Source organism: Sinorhizobium sp. 8-89, assembly GCF_030124325.1.
Classification (GTDB): Bacteria; Pseudomonadota; Alphaproteobacteria; order Rhizobiales; family Rhizobiaceae; genus Sinorhizobium.
The window spans coordinates 246808-263035 of sequence record NZ_JASKLR010000008.1; the positions used below are offsets into that span (position 1 = coordinate 246808).

Annotated in this window: 13 protein-coding genes and 1 pseudogene; 7 read left to right on the forward strand and 7 right to left on the reverse strand. The window is 60.7% G+C overall.

Going from position 1 to position 16228, the window contains the following annotated elements:
• Nucleotides 1–3: 3 nt before the first annotated feature.
• The 6 genes and pseudogenes from QN219_RS17875 to QN219_RS17900 all read right to left on the reverse strand — a co-directional run bounded on the left by QN219_RS17875 (nucleotide 4) and on the right by QN219_RS17900 (nucleotide 5294).
• Nucleotides 4–897 (reverse strand): carbohydrate ABC transporter permease, encoded by an 894-nt coding sequence (locus tag QN219_RS17875; protein ID WP_284001112.1) that lies wholly within the window; start codon nucleotides 895–897, stop codon nucleotides 4–6.
• Nucleotides 890–1831 (reverse strand): sugar ABC transporter permease, encoded by a 942-nt coding sequence (locus tag QN219_RS17880; RefSeq protein ID WP_284001114.1) that lies wholly within the window; start codon nucleotides 1829–1831, stop codon nucleotides 890–892. Before QN219_RS17880 ends, QN219_RS17875 begins: the two co-directional genes overlap by 8 nt.
• A gap of 102 nt (nucleotides 1832–1933) precedes the next feature.
• Nucleotides 1934–3220 (reverse strand): sugar ABC transporter substrate-binding protein, encoded by a 1287-nt coding sequence (locus QN219_RS17885; protein ID WP_284001115.1) that lies wholly within the window; start codon nucleotides 3218–3220, stop codon nucleotides 1934–1936.
• Between the two features lie 44 nt (nucleotides 3221–3264).
• Complete coding sequence (locus QN219_RS17890) at nucleotides 3265–4269, reverse strand: LacI family DNA-binding transcriptional regulator (RefSeq protein WP_284001116.1); 1005 nt, start codon at nucleotides 4267–4269, stop codon at nucleotides 3265–3267.
• Nucleotides 4270–4588: 319 nt separating this feature from the next.
• Nucleotides 4589–4794: pseudogene (locus tag QN219_RS17895) on the reverse strand (site-specific integrase); the annotation flags it as partial.
• 71 nt (nucleotides 4795–4865) lie between these two features.
• Nucleotides 4866–5294 carry a peptidylprolyl isomerase gene (locus QN219_RS17900; protein WP_284001117.1) on the reverse strand — a complete coding sequence of 143 codons (429 nt, stop codon included), beginning with the start codon at nucleotides 5292–5294 and terminating at the stop codon, nucleotides 4866–4868.
• A gap of 229 nt (nucleotides 5295–5523) precedes the next feature.
• Here QN219_RS17900 and abc-f point away from each other — a divergent pair, with 229 nt between their 5' ends.
• The 6 genes from abc-f to QN219_RS17930 all read left to right on the forward strand — a co-directional run bounded on the left by abc-f (nucleotide 5524) and on the right by QN219_RS17930 (nucleotide 13860).
• Complete coding sequence (abc-f, locus tag QN219_RS17905; RefSeq protein WP_284001118.1) at nucleotides 5524–7146, forward strand: ribosomal protection-like ABC-F family protein; 1623 nt, start codon at nucleotides 5524–5526, stop codon at nucleotides 7144–7146.
• Between the two features lie 160 nt (nucleotides 7147–7306).
• Nucleotides 7307–8068 (forward strand): diguanylate cyclase domain-containing protein, encoded by a 762-nt coding sequence (locus QN219_RS17910; protein WP_284001119.1) that lies wholly within the window; start codon nucleotides 7307–7309, stop codon nucleotides 8066–8068.
• Between the two features lie 188 nt (nucleotides 8069–8256).
• Nucleotides 8257–9702: a TolC family outer membrane protein gene (locus QN219_RS17915; protein WP_405052163.1), complete on the forward strand. Its 1446-nt coding sequence runs from the start codon at nucleotides 8257–8259 to the stop codon at nucleotides 9700–9702.
• Nucleotides 9703–9736: 34 nt separating this feature from the next.
• Nucleotides 9737–11914, forward strand: coding sequence for a type I secretion system permease/ATPase (locus tag QN219_RS17920; protein WP_284001121.1), 2178 nt, complete (start codon nucleotides 9737–9739; stop codon nucleotides 11912–11914).
• 52 nt (nucleotides 11915–11966) lie between these two features.
• On the forward strand, nucleotides 11967–13247 hold the full coding sequence (locus tag QN219_RS17925) for an HlyD family type I secretion periplasmic adaptor subunit (RefSeq protein WP_284001122.1): 1281 nt from the start codon (nucleotides 11967–11969) through the stop codon (nucleotides 13245–13247).
• A 4-nt stretch (nucleotides 13248–13251) separates the two neighbouring features.
• A complete protein-coding gene (locus QN219_RS17930) occupies nucleotides 13252–13860 on the forward strand; it encodes a ribbon-helix-helix domain-containing protein (RefSeq protein WP_284001123.1) in 609 nt (202 codons plus the stop codon).
• A 23-nt stretch (nucleotides 13861–13883) separates the two neighbouring features.
• Here the strand turns inward: QN219_RS17930 and QN219_RS17935 are convergent, their stop codons facing one another.
• Nucleotides 13884–14747 carry a transglutaminase-like cysteine peptidase gene (locus tag QN219_RS17935; RefSeq protein ID WP_284001124.1) on the reverse strand — a complete coding sequence of 288 codons (864 nt, stop codon included), beginning with the start codon at nucleotides 14745–14747 and terminating at the stop codon, nucleotides 13884–13886.
• Between the two features lie 499 nt (nucleotides 14748–15246).
• On the opposite strand from QN219_RS17935, the gene QN219_RS17940 reads away from it, so the two are divergent.
• Nucleotides 15247–16228, forward strand: a 982-nt coding sequence (locus QN219_RS17940) for a VCBS domain-containing protein (RefSeq protein ID WP_284001125.1), incomplete at its 3' end; no start/stop codon positions are given.

Below are 16228 nucleotides of genomic sequence, written 5' to 3' on the forward strand. Positions count from 1 at the left end.
TGATCAACCTTTCACGGCGGAGCCAACAAAGGAACTTACGAACCAGCGCTGGAAGGCGAGATAGAGGGCGAGGATCGGGATCATCATCAGGACGGAGGCCGCCATGGCGCGGTCCCAGAAGATGCTGTCCTGGCCGAAGAAGGTCGCGATGGCGACGGCGATCGGCCGGGCATAGTCGGTCTGCGTCACCAGGATCGGCCAGAGATATTGGTTCCAGGTCTCGATCCCCATCAGGATGGAGACGGTCGCAAGGGCCGGCAGGCTCAAGGGCAGGAAGATCGACCGGTAGATGCGGAACACCGACGCGCCATCCATCTCGGCGGCTTCGAAGAGCTCCTTCGGGAGCTGGGCGAAGAACTGGTGGAACAGAAAGATATAGAGCGGGCTTGCGACCCAGGGCACGATCTGGACAGCGAAAGTGTCGGTCATGCCGGCGCGTGACACCATGATGACGAGCGGCATGATGATGCTTTCCTGCGGGATCACATAGAGCGCGATGACGAGCGAGAGGATCAGTGCGCGGCCACGCAACGAACCCCAGGCAAGCACGAACCCTGCCATCGAGTTGACGATCAGACCGGCGCCCACGGTGGTGGCCAGGATAAACAGCGAATTCAGCAGATAGCGCCCGAAGGCGAGTTCGCCCGAGAGATTGCCTACCTCGGCGAAATTCGCAAGCGTCGGATTCGACACCCAGAAGGCCCGGAAACTGCCCATGTCGGCCAGAATCTGGAAGCGGTCGTCCTTCAGGCTCGCGATGACCAGCATGAAGAGCGGCGAGACGACGACGAGGGCGATGATGAAGATGCAGGCCGTCTGCACCATGCGCAGCGAACCGAACGCGGAGCGCTCACGCTTGACCTCCGTCCGCAAGGTGGAAATAGCGAGATCAGACATCGTAACGCCTCAGAAGTTGACGCTGCACGAGCGCGATGACGAGAACGATCAGGAAGAGGATGACCGACACAGCCGAGGCATAGCCGAGCTTCTGCTCCTCGAAGCCGGCGCGCACCATGTAGTGCACCACGGTTTCGGTGCTGCTTTTCGGGCCGCCCTGGGTCAGGATCGCGACCTGGGTGTAGAGCTTGAAGGCCTGGATCGTGGTGATCACCAGGACGAAGACATGCGTGGGCCTCAGGCCCGGCATGGTGACGTGCCAGAAACGCTGAATGGCATTGGCACCGTCGATCCGGGCGGCATCGTAAAGCTCATCCGGAATACCCTGCAAACCGGCGAGATAGACAATCATCTGGAAACCGTAGGCTTGCCAGGCCGACAGGAGCACAATCGAGAACATCGCCCAATTGGGATCGCCGAGCCAGTCGATCGGCTGGATGCGTCCGCCGGAAAGGAAACCGATCACCTGATTGAGCGGTCCCGTCGGATATTGGAACAGCGTTCCCCAGATGACGCAGACGACGACCATCGAGGTGATGGCAGGCAAGAAGAAGAGGCCGCGGAAGAAATTCCGGAACGGCAGCTTCTGGTGCAACAGCAGCGCCGTCGCGAACGCCAGGCCGCATTGCACCGGCAGCACCCAGAAGGTGAAGCGCGAAACGTTCCAGAGCGACGTCCAGAACAGGTCGTCCTTGAAGATTCTGAGGAAATTGGTGAGGCCGATGAAGCGGACCGGCGTCGGGCGCGGCACCAGCGGCTGATTGGTCATCGCCGTCCAGAACGACAGCAGGAACGGTACGATGAGGAAGATCGTCAGCAGCGCCACTGCCGGCGCAAGCATGCCGATCTCCTGGAGCAGGCGACTCCTGTCCCGGCGTATGGCGGGTCGCGCCGCGACTGCCGTCGCCGCTAGCGCCGGTTGCTGCAAAGTCATGGTCTCCTCCTCATTCAGATCGCGTCTGGCGTCGAAAGCCCGGCAATGACGGCGAGCGAGCGCGGCCTCGCAGCATCCTTGCTGCGAGGCCGTCTCATCGCGTCACTGTTGCTCGTCGAAGGGCGGATAACCGTCGTTCTCTTCGATATCTTCGTCGATCTTCTCGGCCGCGGCCGTAAGTGCGGCTTTGACGTCGCCCCGGTTGAAGATCTCGTCGACGGCTCCCATGAAGGCCGAGGTGATCATCGGATAGGCCGGATGCGGTGGCCGTGCGACCGCGGTCTTGGAGGCCTGTTCGAAGGCAACGGCCATCGGCCCGCCGGCGGCGTACAAGGGTGAATCGGCGGCGAAGCTCTTGAGCCCCGGATAGGCGGAGTCCTCCTTGGCGTAATCGCGGAACTGCTTGTCCTTCAGCATGAAGCTCACGAATTTGCCGGCAATGTCGGGGTGTTCGGACGCGGTGGTGATGCCCCAGATCCAGGTGCCGTTCGGGCTGGCGCCTTTCGGTCCGAACTTCGGCAGCGGCATGACGACGATGTCGTCCTTCATCGAGGCAGCGGCTTCCGCGTAAAACCAGTGCCCGCCGAACGCCAGTGCGGCCGGATGGCCTTCGGCGAAGAACTGGTTGGTGCCCGAGGACTGCGGCACGACCCAGCCGTTCTTGACCCACGTCTGCATCATCGTCAGCGCATCGACGCACGGATCGCTGTCGAGCGTTCCGACGGATTTCCAGCTCCGCCGGTCGATCAGGTCGCAGCCGGCCGATTGCAGGATCGGGCCATAGGCATAGGTGATCCACTCGGTCTTGATGCCGTAACCGCGGAACGTGTCGATCGGCCATTTGACGCCCTCGAGCTTCGACAGCTTCTCGAGGTAGCCTTCGAATTCCTCGCGCGTCCAGGCGTCGTCCACAGATTTCGGGATGCGGGCGCCGATCGCCTCCAGATATTTCCTGTTGCCGTAGAGAACGACCGAGGAGTCGGTGAGGCCGACGGCATAAAGGTCTTTGTCGACCGGATAGGTACCCTGCGCGATGTTTGACTCCGTCATATCGTCGAGGATATCCTGGTCGATCAAAGGCTTGATCGGCTGCAGGTAACCCGACCACACATAGTTGGCGAGGAAGGGCGCATCGAGTTCCATGACGTCCGGCAATTGCTTGGACATGACGGCGGCGCTGAACTTCTCGTTGTAGGCATCGTGCGGCGCGTAGATCAGTTCGATGTCCACATCCGGATTGGCGGCCTCGAAGCGCTTGGCGACCTCGCCATAGGTGGCAACCCAGCCGGGATCGCCCTGATGCATCACATGGATGACGGTCTTGGCCTCGGCATGCGCCGCGATCAGAGCGGTGGATGCGACCAGCATTGAAAGTAAACGTTTACCCATCATTGTCACTCCTCCTCAACGGGCCTTTATGCTGCAACTAAATTCTAAACGGATGACCGCTCCACCAGCTGGAACGGCAGCTTACGCACCTCTCCGGGCACGGCATCGGCGCTAAGCAGGATATCTGCCGCGAGACGCCCCATTGCACGATGCGGCAGGGCCATGGTGGTCAAGGGTGGATCGAGGCGCGAAGCGATGTCGACCTGATTGTCGAAACTGGCGACGGCGACATCGTCCGGGATCTCGGCGCCAACTCTTCTCAGCGCGGCATAGACCTCCATCGCGACGCGGTCGTTGCCGCACAGGATCGCATCTGGCGGCGTCGGTCCGCTCATCAGTTCGGTAATATGGGAAAGAACGAGGCTGTGCGCGCGGTCGTTGTAGGTGGCGTGGCGCACAGCCGGCAGCACGCGCGCTCCGGCGCCATCCAGTCCCGCCTCGCTCAGCGCCTGGCGAAAGCCGGCCTCGCGCAATTCTCCGGCGAGCAGGCCGGGCAGGTTGATGAAGGCGATGTTGCGGCGCCCGGCGTCGACCAGATAGCTGGTGATCTCGTGCGCAGCGCCGACTTCGTCCGGCACGAGCGAGGTCACCCGGTCGCTCGCTTCGCGGCAATTGATCATCACGCCGACCGTGCCGGCGAACTCTTCCGGGAGGGAAACGATCTTGTGGTACATGGCCGCATAGGCGATCGCCCGCGGCCGGAAACGGCGGACTTCCTCAATCACGGAGGCGACGTCGCGGCGGCCGCTGAGTGTCATCGCGAAGACCGCCATGTCCGAGGCTCGCGCCGCGCCATCGAGCCCGCGAATGATTTCGGTGGCGAAAGGCGAGGTGATCAACTCGTCGGCAACGACGCCGATCAGCGGCATCCAGCCCTGCCGCATGCTGCGCGCGGCGAGATTGGTGACATAGCCGAGTTCCTCGGCGATTTCCTTGATCCGCTGCCGAGTTTCCTCGGACATGCGAGCCGAACCGCCGTGCAGCGCCCCGGACACGGTCTTGACGGAGACGCCCGCGCGCTCGGCTATGTCGGTCAGCGAAATGGTCACGGCTTCACCTGAGTAATCGATTACCCAACTCCCTAGCATTTAGCGGGAGCTTAAGTCAATGGGCCAATCACGGCGGTGCTTCGACAGCATCGCCAGAGCGCACTTCCCGCTGCGCTGCTGCGGGTGGAGCGTGTCGAGTGAACAGGAACTGGATCTAGGGCATGGTTACGGAGCAAGGAGCAAGGCCGCCCCCGGTTCTCGACACTCTGCGGTCGTCCAGCATCACAGCCGCATCAAGCGCGCGATCCTGCAACCTCGACCTTTTGCGGTCTTGGTCACTTGGCCATGGCCGGAATTCCGCGGAACTGAGTACGTTGTATCAAGCGACTGCTTTAGAGCGCTTTTTGCCTAGTGGCTTTTTAACGAAGGCGTTCCATTTTTTCATCGCGGCGCGCTTCTCCGGTATGTAGTTCCGCCGGCCATAGTTCTTGGAGCTAACGTCCTGGAGTGTGTGGTTCTGAATTCGATCGCGGATCTCCTTCGACAGCCCAGCCCTTCCGGCGCAAGCGCCTTCCAGGTCCGACGATGGCCCGATACGGCTATTGAGCCGTCGTCCGACAGTATGCACGGCAATCCGTGGTCTTTCTGCAAGCTGCCTACGTATTGAGGATTTCCACGACCGTGACGTCGAAGACCAGATCCTGGCCGGCGAGCGGATGATTGCCATCCACTGTCACTTGTTCGTCATCAACCCTGGTAATGGTGAGCGCCATCTGACGGCCATCCGGCGCGGTCGCTTGGAGCCTGGTCCCGATCTCGACCCCTTCAGGGACAGCGGAACGCGGCACCATCTGCACTTGGGTATCGTCATGTGGGCCATAGGCGTCCTCTGCAGGAATGGCCACGGTGTTCATCTCGCCGACGGCCATGCCGCTGATCTCGCGGTCGAGCCCGGGAATGATCTGGCCTGCACCCACCAGAACTTCGAGCGGCTCCCGGCCCTGCGAGGATTCGATTGCCGTGCCGTCGGCAAGCTTGGCGGTATAGTGAATGCGAACGACGTCGCCGTTCTTGACTTCAGTCATATCTGTCTCTCGGTAGATGTTGAGGAACGTTGTGGTCGCGAGGGCTTAAAGGCTCACCGCGCCGGGCGACATGCCGGTCTCTGCCGACATCAATACAGCGTGACCTAGGGCGCAGACGGCAAATGTAAACCGGAGTGGGATGGACGCACAGAGAATGCGCCGGATTGCGTGACAGCTGCACCAACCCATGGCATAGGGATGCCCGCAACCCCACCAGGCCGTCCTCCCTATGATCCGTATCGATAATATCAGCAAATCCAACAGTCACCGCATCCTCTACATCGAAGCCTCGGCAGCGTTGAACCGTGGCGAGAAGATTGGTCTTGTCGGCCCGAACGGGGCGGGAAAAACGACCCTCTTTCGGATGATCACCGGCGAGGAACTGCCCGACGAGGGACAGGTCTCGGTCGAGAAGGGGATGACGATCGGCTATTTCGATCAAGACGTCGGCGAGATGGCCGGGCGTTCGGCAGTCGCCGAGGTGATGGAAGGGGCAGGACCGGTCAGCGCCGTGGCGGCGGAGCTGCGCGAGCTCGAGGCGGCCATGTCGGATCCGGATCGAATGGATGAAATGGATGCGATCATCGATCGCTACGGCGAGGTGCAGGCGCGCTACGAGGAGCTAGATGGCTACGCATTGGAGGGACGTGCCCGCGAGGTTCTGGCCGGACTGAGCTTCAGCCAGGAAATGATGGACGGCGATGTTTCCAAGCTGTCGGGCGGCTGGAAGATGCGCGTGGCGCTCGCCCGCATCCTGCTGATGCGCCCTGACGTCATGCTGCTCGACGAGCCGAGCAACCATCTCGATCTCGAAAGCCTGATCTGGCTGGAAGAATTCCTGAAAGGCTATGACGGCGCGCTGCTGATGACGTCCCATGATCGCGAGTTCATGAACCGGATCGTCACCAAGATCATCGAGATCGACGGCGGCACGCTGACGACCTATTCCGGCGATTATGGCTTCTATGAAGGACAGCGGGCGCTGAACGAGAGGCAACAGCAAGCGCAGTTCGAGCGCCAGCAGGCGATGCTCGCCAAGGAGATCAAGTTCATTGAACGCTTCAAGGCCCGCGCCTCTCACGCTTCGCAGGTTCAAAGCCGCGTAAAGAAGCTCGAAAAGATCGACCGCGTCGAGCCTCCGCGCCGGCGCCAGACGGTCGCCTTTGAATTCCTGCCGGCTCCGCGCTCCGGCGAAGACGTCGTCAACCTCAGGAATGTCCATAAGGCCTATGGCAGCCGGACGATCTATGATGGCCTCGACTTCATGGTGCGCCGGCGTGAACGCTGGTGCATCATGGGCATAAACGGCGCCGGCAAGTCGACACTGCTCAAGCTGGTCACCGGCACCGCCACGCCGGACAAAGGTAAAGTGTCACTCGGCGCCAGCGTCAAGCTCGGCTATTTCGCCCAGCATTCGATGGACCTGCTGGATGGCGACAGCACCATACTGCAATGGCTGGAGGAGCGCTTTCCGAAGGCCGGACAGGCCCCGCTCAGAGCGCTGGCCGGCTGTTTCGGCTTTTCCGGCGATGACGTCGAGAAGCGTTGCCGAGTGCTCTCCGGCGGCGAGAAGGCGCGGCTGGTGATGGCCGCGATGCTGTTCGACCCGCCGAACTTCCTCGTCCTCGACGAGCCGACCAATCACCTCGACCTCGACACGAAGGAGATGCTGATCACGGCGCTCTCGGCTTACGAGGGCACCATGATGTTCGTCTCGCACGATCGCCATTTCCTGTCGGCGCTTTCCAATCGAGTGCTGGAGCTCACGCCGGATGGCATCCATCAATACAGCGGCGGTTATACCGAATACGTGGAGCGCACGGGGCAGGAGGCGCCGGGCCTGCGCGGGTGAGGGCGGGCGTCGGTCGAGCGGCAACCATCTGATCCTATGCCGTTTTGATCCATTTCCGGGTGATTTGAGCCACTTGCATAAACTTGTAGACAAACAGCAAAGGGAATATCCACAAAGCTGCGCTAGACCGAGTATCCTCAGGGAATCGGGAGCTGGATGAATGCAGAGGCAAATACCGTTCAAAGGGCAGAAGGACTGGCGGGTGGCGCGCTATGCTCTCGGCGGCATTGCCGGCTTTGCTGTCCTTGCCCAGTTGTTGACTTATCTCAGTCTGGCGGCGCTTCACGATAGCCCCTATGTTGCCGCCTTGGTCAGCGCGGGATTGGTATCGTTGCTGATGGGTATCCCATTGATCGTGGTCGCCGCCGTACAGTTTCGGCGCGCCGAACGACTGCGGAATCAAATCAATCATCTTGCCGCACATGACGGCGCGACCGGTTGCGTTACCGGTCGCGGACTTGTCCAGCACGTGAGTGGACTGGAGCGCCGGCGCCGCCGTTCGGGCGATTCGCTGCAGGGCGCCCTCATTCATGTGCGTATCAACAATCTCGACGACATGGGCGCGAGCTTTGGTCCGCAATGGAGCGACGAGCTTTTGCAATTCGTCGCCTCCACCATCAGCACCTCCATTCGCCGCGACGACATCGTCGCACGAACCGGACCGGCGAGCTTCGATGTGCTGCTCATCGGCGCCACTGAAGCCGAGGCTGACCATGTATGTGCACGCCTGACCAAGGCGTTGGTTTCTTCGCACTTCGCCGCGGACGGCAAGGGTGTCGATCTTGCGCTCAGCGTCGGCGGCGTTTTGTTCGACGGCAGCATCGACCTGGAACGGCTGCATCGCGCCGCGGCTTCGGGGAGTGTTACAGTGACCGCGGAGGCCGCTCAGGACATCGGATTTATGCGGCTGCCGTCAGCCTGATACGCCTGGGACCGTTACAACGTACGGGTGGTTTGTTCTATTTTTGCAACATGATGCCGCCAAAGCTTGAGCGCGACCTTGGGCCCCTAAAAATTAATGGCTCTCCTTTATTACCAATGTATTATTTAACGCAAATTTTGAGTGATTTTGATGCATGCTCAACCTGCGGGCGTGACGAGGGGGATTAATTGAAACTAGGTAAGACGTTTAGGGGCGGACTGTTTTCCATTCTGCTCGCATCGACCGTGCTTGCTAGCGGCGCGACGGAAGCAATGACGCTGCGGGAAGCGCTCCAGATTGCAATCGAATCCAACCCCGAGATCGGGCAGTCGGTAGAGAATCGCGAAGCGATCGAGTTCGAGCTGCGACAAGCGCGTGGACTTTATTTGCCGAGTGTCGATCTGGAGGCGTCAACCGGCGCCCGCCACTTGGAGGACGACAGCCGTCGACTGGCTTCCATTGAAAACGACCCTCTCTATCCATCGGACGTCAGTCTGACCGTTACGCAGAAACTCTTCGATGGCGGCGGCCGGCGCGCGGAGCTGGAGCGCCAGGCGGCGCGCGTCGACAGCGCCTCTTTCCGCGTCCTGGAGCGCTCAGAAACAATTGCGCTGCAGATCGTTCGCGAGTATTTCGAATACATCCTCCAGCAGCAGATCGTGGAAGAGGCACGCCGTAACCTCGGTGCCCACCAGTCGATTCGCTCCGACATCAGCTCGTTGATTTCGGGTGGCAGGCTGACCGAGGCGGACCGCCAGCAGGCCGACGAGCGCCTGCTTTCGGCGAAAGCCCGGCTGCAGGAAGCCGAAGAGGCGCTGGATACGGTCAAGATCAGCTTCAATCGTCTCGTTGGCCAGCCGCTGACCAAACCGTCCCTGCCAAAATCGGTCGCCGCTGCGCTGCCGCAGACACTGGAATCGGCAATCGGTATTGCTCGGACCAATAATCCGCGCATCAAGGCGGCCGACGCTGACATCAACGTCGCCGACGCTCAGGTCAAGGCGGCGAAATCGAACATGCTGCCGGAGATCGTTGCCGAGGGGCGTATCCGCTCTGGAGTGGACATCGACGGCTCGACGGGAGATACCTGGGATGCTCAGGCACGCATCGTCGCGAAGTGGAACCTCTATCGCGGCGGTATCGACATCGCCAACGAACAGGAGCAGATGCGTCGCGCCAGCGAGCAGCGGCTCGTCTTCCACCAGGCGCATCGTGAAGTCGAGGAAGCCGTCCGGATCTCCTGGGAGCGCCGCGCCAGCCAATACGATCTCTCGCGCACGCTGAAGGCGCAGGCGCAAGCGAACGACCAACTGGTGGCGTCCTATCGCGAGCAACTCGCCGTCGGGCAACGTTCGCTGCTGGACGTTCTCGGAGCGCAGAACGCGCGCTTCAATGCAAATGTTCTTGCGAAGACGGCGCAGTACGCCGCGTTGTTTGCCGAGTATCGCCTGCTCGCGGCCACGGGCCAACTTCTCGCCACCACGGAAATCAAGGCACCGGCGCAGTCGGAAGCCTATGCGCGGAAGGAATTCAACGTTTCCGAAGCTCCCGCGACGGAGACCTACCGCCGCGTGCCTTCTCGCCAGACGAATGATCTGCCGCTCGACCTGCTCGCACCGATCCAGCAAAAGTGATGACCGTCGCTATGGCACATGATCGGTCGTCATTATGCAAGGCGTTGAAACCCAAGTGCAAACCGGCCCGGCTTTGACCGGTTTTACAACGGCGTTCAAGGAGATCTGCATCTTCTTGAACCGGCCGTCCTCCGACACAGTACTCTATTCGGACGTGCCTTTCGATGCCCGCTCGCCGAGCATCGAGGATGTGTCGCGTATTGCCGAGCGCGTCGGGCTGGAGACAGAAATCGTTTCACCGCGCGCGCTCGCCAACCGTGATTTTCTATTTCCGCTGCTGCTCGTCTTTCGCGACGGTCGTGCGGCGGCGCTATTGGAAGAGGGTTTGGATGGCGTCCTGAGTCTGTCGAACACCGTATCGTCGGCCGAGGGCACCGTGCTCAGGTTCCCGGATTTGCATCTCGACAGGGTCGCCTATGCCGTATCGTTCTCCGCGACCTATTTGAACGCCGCGACCAGACCGGGCGTCGGCGAAGCACGCAATATCGACCGCAAACACTGGTTGACGGCGACAATACGACCTTTCTGGCAAGCCTATGCTCAGGTTGCGCTCGCCGCGTTCTTCATCAACGTGCTTGCGTTGGCGGCGCCGCTATTCACGATGAACGTCTATGATCGCATTCTGCCCAACAAAGCGATTGCGACCCTCTGGGTGCTGGCGCTGGGTATCAGCGCCGTCATCCTTTTTGATTTCCTGCTGAAGACGGTGCGGGCTGCGCTCATCGACTACGCTGGACGCAAGGCCGATCTGAAGCTCTCCTACATGCTGTTCGAGAAAATCCTGCACGCCACCCTCGCGTCCAGGCCGCACTCGACCGGCGAATACGCCAACCGCGCCATGCAGTACGAATTCGTGCGCGAGTTCTTTACCTCGAATACGCTGAGCACGGTCATAGACAGCCTCTTTGTTTTCGTTTTCATTGCTGCGGTCTATGCCGTGGCCGGGTGGATTGCGGTCGTGCCCGCGGTCGCATTTATCTTCAGCCTGCTGATCGGCTATGTCGCTCAGCACAAGATCGGTAGCCGCGTTGCCGCCGCCTCGAACGAATCCGCCCAGCGCCAATCCTTGCTTGTCGAAACCATCAGCGCGATCGAGACAGTGAAGACGCTGCATTCGGAAAAGCAGCTTCTTCGCCGATGGAACGAGTTGGCGAAGCACTCCTCGAACACGTCCGAGCAAATCAAGCAGATATCTTCATGGGCCACGCACGCGACGCAATTCATCCAGCAGTTGGTCACCGTGTGTATTGTCGTCGCCGGCGCCTACGAATTCACGCAGGGCAATATCTCATCCGGCGCAATCATTGCCGCCAGCATGCTGGCTGGCCGCGCGGTCGCACCGCTCGGCCAGATCGCCATGACGCTGGCACGACTTCGCCAGGCGCTCCTGTCGCTGCGCATTCTCAACTCGATTATGGAACAGCCCGAGGACCGACCCAACACGATCGGCTTCGTCAACCGCGACATTCGCCACGGCAGCGTAACCTTCGCGAAGGTCGACTTTGCCTATCCCGGGACGGATCACAAGGTTGTCAGCGACATGAGTGTGACCATAGCTGCGGGCGAGCGCGTCGGCATCATCGGCCGCATTGGATCGGGCAAGACGACGATCGGTCGTCTGTTAGCGGGGCTCTATCCTCCGAGTTTGGGCCGGATCTTGCTCGATGGCGTCGATATCCGGCAGCTGCACCCCTCCGTGGTGCGCTCGGCGGTATCCTTCGTCTCCCAGAATTCGGACCTGTTCTCGGGTACCATCAAGGAGAACCTCTTGATGGCGAACCCGACGGCGAGCGACGAGGCAATGGTGGCCGCGGCGAAGCTTGCCGGCGTCGACGATTTTGTCTCCTCTCACCCTCGCGGCTACGACATGCCGGTCGGCGAACGCGGCTCGCAGCTTTCCGGCGGACAGCGCCAGGCAGTGGCGATCGCGCGGATCCTGCTTCGCAAGCCGAAGATCGTCTTCCTCGATGAGCCGTCCGGCGCCATGGATCTGGCCAGCGAGCGAGAACTGATCAACCGGCTTTCCAGTGTTTTCGGCCGAGATGTCACCCTGTTTATCTCCACCCACCGTCACAGCATGCTCAACCTCGTCGATCGGCTTCTGATTCTCGACCGTGGTCGCATAGTTGCCGACGGCCCTAAGGCGCAAGTTATCGAGCAGCTGCAGAAGCGGCCCGGTTCGATCAGCCCTGTGGCGGAGGCAACCGCATGATTTTCCTTTCATCGGAAGGGACACGGGGTCACGACCGGCGGGGGGCACCGGCATGACTGAAAAGCCACCCCTTGCAGCGCGCGCAGGCCTGCTCGTCATCGGTCTTCTTATCACCTCGTTTGTCGCCTGGGCCGCGATCGCTGAAGTCGACGAGATCGCTCGCGGCGAGGGCAAGGTGATCCCCGTTTCGAAGACGCAGATCATCCAGTCGAGCGAGCCCGGGATCGTACGCGAGATCGCCGTCCAGGTTGGCCAGGTCGTTCGCCGGGGCGATCTGATCCTCAGGCTCGATGATACTGCCAGCGGATCCTCGCTCGGCGAGATCGAAGCCAAGGCGCGGTCGTTGCGCGCCCAGATAGCGCGGCTGGAGCTTGAAGAGGAAGGAGCCTACGAGTCAACGTACAAGTGCCCGGACGACATCGCCAAGGCGGCGCCAGGCATATGCGCCAACGAGGAGCAGTTGCTTCTGGCCAAGGCCGGCAATTTCAACAACAAGCTCTCGGTCATGCAGGCGCGTCATAGTCAGCGCCAAAAGGAACTCGCGGAAGCACAAGCCAATATCACGCGACTGGCCGAAAGCCTCCAGGTGACGGAGCGTGAACAGGAACTGCTGGCGCCGATGGTCAAGCGCAAACTGGTCGCGCAAACAGAACTGTTGCGTGTCGAGAAGGAGTTGACCGACACCCGCGGCCAAGTCGCCCTGTCAAAGGAATCGACCGGACGACTGGAGGCGGCGATCAGAGAAGCCGCACTGCAGGTGACCGAATTATCGCTGCAACTGCGGCAAGAGGCTCTGGCGGAAAAGACTGAGGCGCTATCGCAACTCTCGGTGATCGAGGAAACGATCCGCGGTGCCAGCAGCCGGGTTGCGAACACCGACATCCGATCGCCGGTCGACGGCATCATCAATACGCTGGAGGTCAACACCGTAGGCGCCTACGTGACACCTGGCGCGGTGATTGGCGGGGTCGTGCCGACATCCGAAATATTGCTGGTGGAAGCGCGCCTTTCGCCGCGCGATGTCGCTTTCGTTCGTACCGGTCAGCCGGCTCTGATCAAAGTTTCGGCCTACGACTTTTCGATTTATGGCGGCCTCGGCGGCGAGGTCGAAACGGTGAGTGCGGACAGTTTGCTCGATCAAAATACCGGCGAGACCTACTATCTCGTGCGGGTCAAGACCGACAGCGCCGCGCTTGTGAAGGACGGACGGGAATACGCGATCATGCCTGGGATGATCGCTTCGGTCGACATCATGACCGGCAAAAAGACCATCCTCACTTATCTGATGAAACCCATCAACAAGGCGCGCGAGGAAGCCTTCCGGGAGCGTTAAGCAGATGAATGTCACGCAACCGACCTCTTCGGCAGAGGACATGAGTGCGCTCAGGTTCCGTGTCGTGACCGTTGGCGGACAGCGGCGCGGGATAAAGCTCGAGGAAATCTACTGGTGGAGCCTTTCCGAACTCGCCGCCCGTAGAAGCTGCAAGCTCGCCGATATCGTCTCCGAGTGTGAACAGGCCCTGGATGGGGAAGGCAATTTGACAGCGAGGTTGCGTTACGTCGCGACAGGCTATTTGCGCGAGCAGCTTTCCGGCGCCCGGGAACGCAGCGGGCTCGCGGTCGTCGCGGGGCAGGTGCGCGCATGCCCATCGCCAGCCTTCGCATTGACGGGTGACAAGCGCATCATTGCCTATAATCCTGCATTCCTCACCTTCGTTCAGTCACGCTTTCTAAGATTCCAGTCCTCTCCGCCCGCGCAGGGCCTAAGGCTCTCCTTCGATGTCCAGTTTGCCGAGCTGGTAGATCGGTTGAGAGCTTCTCCCGGCGAACCCCAGCCGGCAGGGTTCACGATCGGCATCAACGAGCACGTCACCCGCGGTCGTCTGAGCGCGGCGCTCGCGTCACTATTCGATCAGGATGTGGTTATCGGCTTCATCTCGGCGTGAAGGTGGCGAATTACACCGGCCCGCTATCGGAGCGCACCCTCGCCGGGCATCACGTCCAGCAACGGCGAGACGGCTGAAGCAAGCTTGTCGCCGCCAGTCTTGATGCCATGGATCCATGCACGATCCAGGCTGACCGAAAACAGAGGCTGGTAGGCAGGCAGAGCGCGGTCGAGCTTCACGTCGTCGCTCAGGTTGTCGAGTATGAAATAGCCTTGGCTGGTCATTACCGAAAGCACAGCGTGGTACAGATTGCGGCGTACGTCGCGGAGCACGACGATCGACATGGCCTGTGGCGGAAGCCCGGCCTGTTTCAGCGCGGCCATCTTGAGAATCGCGTAGTCCTCGCAGTCGCCCTTGCCACGGGCGAGAATCTCGTTCGGGGATGCCCAATAATCCTTTGAACCGTAGTTCTGTGCATCCGGTTCGTAGCGAACGAGCCGGTTCACTGCGCGATTGATGCCGTTCAGCTTCTGGTAAAAGCCAAGGCTAACAGTGTCCTCGATGGAGGTCTGAAGTATTCCAGCTGCTCCGCAACTGCTCGCCTGTTTGCACCGCGCAAAATCGGATGATGCTATCGAGGGAAATACGGCTTTCCATTTCCGCGCTGCCGGTATCGACGACACACGGAAGGCCACCGACTGGAACACGGCGACGGAGTTGGGTTGCGAAGCCGCGTTCAGGCGGGGGCTGGCCGGCGTGACCACCGCCACCTGTTGCGGTCGAGCTTTGAGTGTTTCCGTCGTCTTGTTCCTGAAGGTGTCTGCGTTGCCCATTGCGGCCGCAATTGCCGGCGAGTCGAAGCCGATCATGTGCTGCAGAGTGCCGAGGTAGGCCGCGCTGGGCTGGCCGGCCCAGGTCGCTGAAGGGGACAGGAGGCTCGCAGCCAAAGCTACAACTTTCCAAGCTGTCCTGCAGCATGCCCAGTTCTTCTTACCCATTGCCGCACCTCACGGTTGAATGGGGATACTCTACGAAGGAAACGAAAAAGTGCCGTAAAGCTATACGGATTATCTATCGTATCGAGCAGTAATACAATTTGCATAAAATTTTATTCAAAATGTATATGGTATTGGGTCACGATTGCGGTTGAAGTTCGTGTAAACCGCAATTCCCACCGTGTAAAAGACGCGAACGACGGAACAATATTACCTATTTTTATGCGAGGCTCAGCGGCAACCGAGCCGTGTTGTCAACGAGTGCTGCGATGGTGGAAGCGCCCGACGCCGCCGATATGCATATCATGATATGTCCTTAGTTCGCTTGTGAAAGAAATTTCTCGTCACAGCATAACAGGGTATATAGTTTCGCAATTTAAGGATTGCCTCAAGAATTGATTTCGAAAGTTGTATGTGTTTACTTGCGCTGAATTCTTGGGGGATACTACACATGGCAATCGAAGGTATGGTTCTTTCCGATGATGCGTATGCGCCGACGGCTGAAAACAGCGTGGCCGATGAAGGGGGCGCGGCTAGGGGAGACCGCATCGTCGCACAAGCGCAAAGCGGCGAGCTGCCTGAGCCGCAGTTGCTGGATCCGGCGACCGGAGCGCCTGTCGCCAGCGGCCAGGCCGCGACTCCCGCACAGCCAATGCCGGACGTCGTCCAAGCGGATGCCTCCAATATCGTCAGGCTTCCTGCGGGTGTCTCCCTTGAGCAGATTAAGGTCTTCGGCAGCGACATCGTTCTGGAGCAGCCCGATGGCTCAACGATCAGAATTCTGAACGCGGCGCTGAACATTCCCACCTTTGTTATTGGCGATGCCGAGATCCCGAAAGAGACGCTCGTCGCGGTACTCGAAGGTAACGGCATCAACGTTGCGGCAGGGCCCGATGGAGGCATCAGCGTGGCCTCCGGCCAGAGCGGAGGCGGCAATTTTTCGGATGCTAGCGGCGGCATCGGCGATGCCGGGTCGGTTATAGGGCTGCTCGACCCAACCGCGCTTCAGTTTGGCGCGCCGGCGGGTGAGGAACAGTTGGCCGCCTTGCTCGATCCCAACGACGCGCCGGTGCTCACCGCGACGACAAGCGGCGAGGTGACCGAGGACGTCGCGGTTGTCGGCGGCAATCTGACGACGAGTGGCACGGTCACGGTCTCCGACGCTGACGCCAACGAGACGCTGACGGTGACAGCGACGCCGGCCGGGCAGCCGGTGTGGAACGGCGGTACGCTGACGCAGGCGCAGATCGACACGCTGACGGCGGGGCTCACCGCGACGGCCGGTGGTTGGAACTACCAGGTGCCGAACGCGCTGGTGCAGTTCCTCGACGCGGGCGAGACGATCACGCTCAGCTATCAGCTGACGGTCACCGATGGCGACGGTGCCACCGACACTGAGACGGTGACGATCACCATCAACGGCACCAACGACG

Coding starts and splice junctions, on each gene's coding strand:
- QN219_RS17925 (WP_284001122.1), top strand. CDS start 11,967: ATGACTGAAAAGCCACCCCTTGCAGCGCGCGCAGGCCTGCTCGTCATC.
- QN219_RS17880 (WP_284001114.1), bottom strand. CDS start 1,831: ATGACTTTGCAGCAACCGGCGCTAGCGGCGACGGCAGTCGCGGCGCGA.
- QN219_RS17930 (WP_284001123.1), top strand. CDS start 13,252: ATGAATGTCACGCAACCGACCTCTTCGGCAGAGGACATGAGTGCGCTC.
- QN219_RS17920 (WP_284001121.1), top strand. CDS start 9,737: ATGCAAGGCGTTGAAACCCAAGTGCAAACCGGCCCGGCTTTGACCGGT.
- QN219_RS17900 (WP_284001117.1), bottom strand. CDS start 5,294: ATGACTGAAGTCAAGAACGGCGACGTCGTTCGCATTCACTATACCGCC.
- QN219_RS17910 (WP_284001119.1), top strand. CDS start 7,307: ATGCAGAGGCAAATACCGTTCAAAGGGCAGAAGGACTGGCGGGTGGCG.
- QN219_RS17875 (WP_284001112.1), bottom strand. CDS start 897: ATGTCTGATCTCGCTATTTCCACCTTGCGGACGGAGGTCAAGCGTGAG.
- QN219_RS17885 (WP_284001115.1), bottom strand. CDS start 3,220: ATGGGTAAACGTTTACTTTCAATGCTGGTCGCATCCACCGCTCTGATC.
- abc-f (WP_284001118.1), top strand. CDS start 5,524: ATGATCCGTATCGATAATATCAGCAAATCCAACAGTCACCGCATCCTC.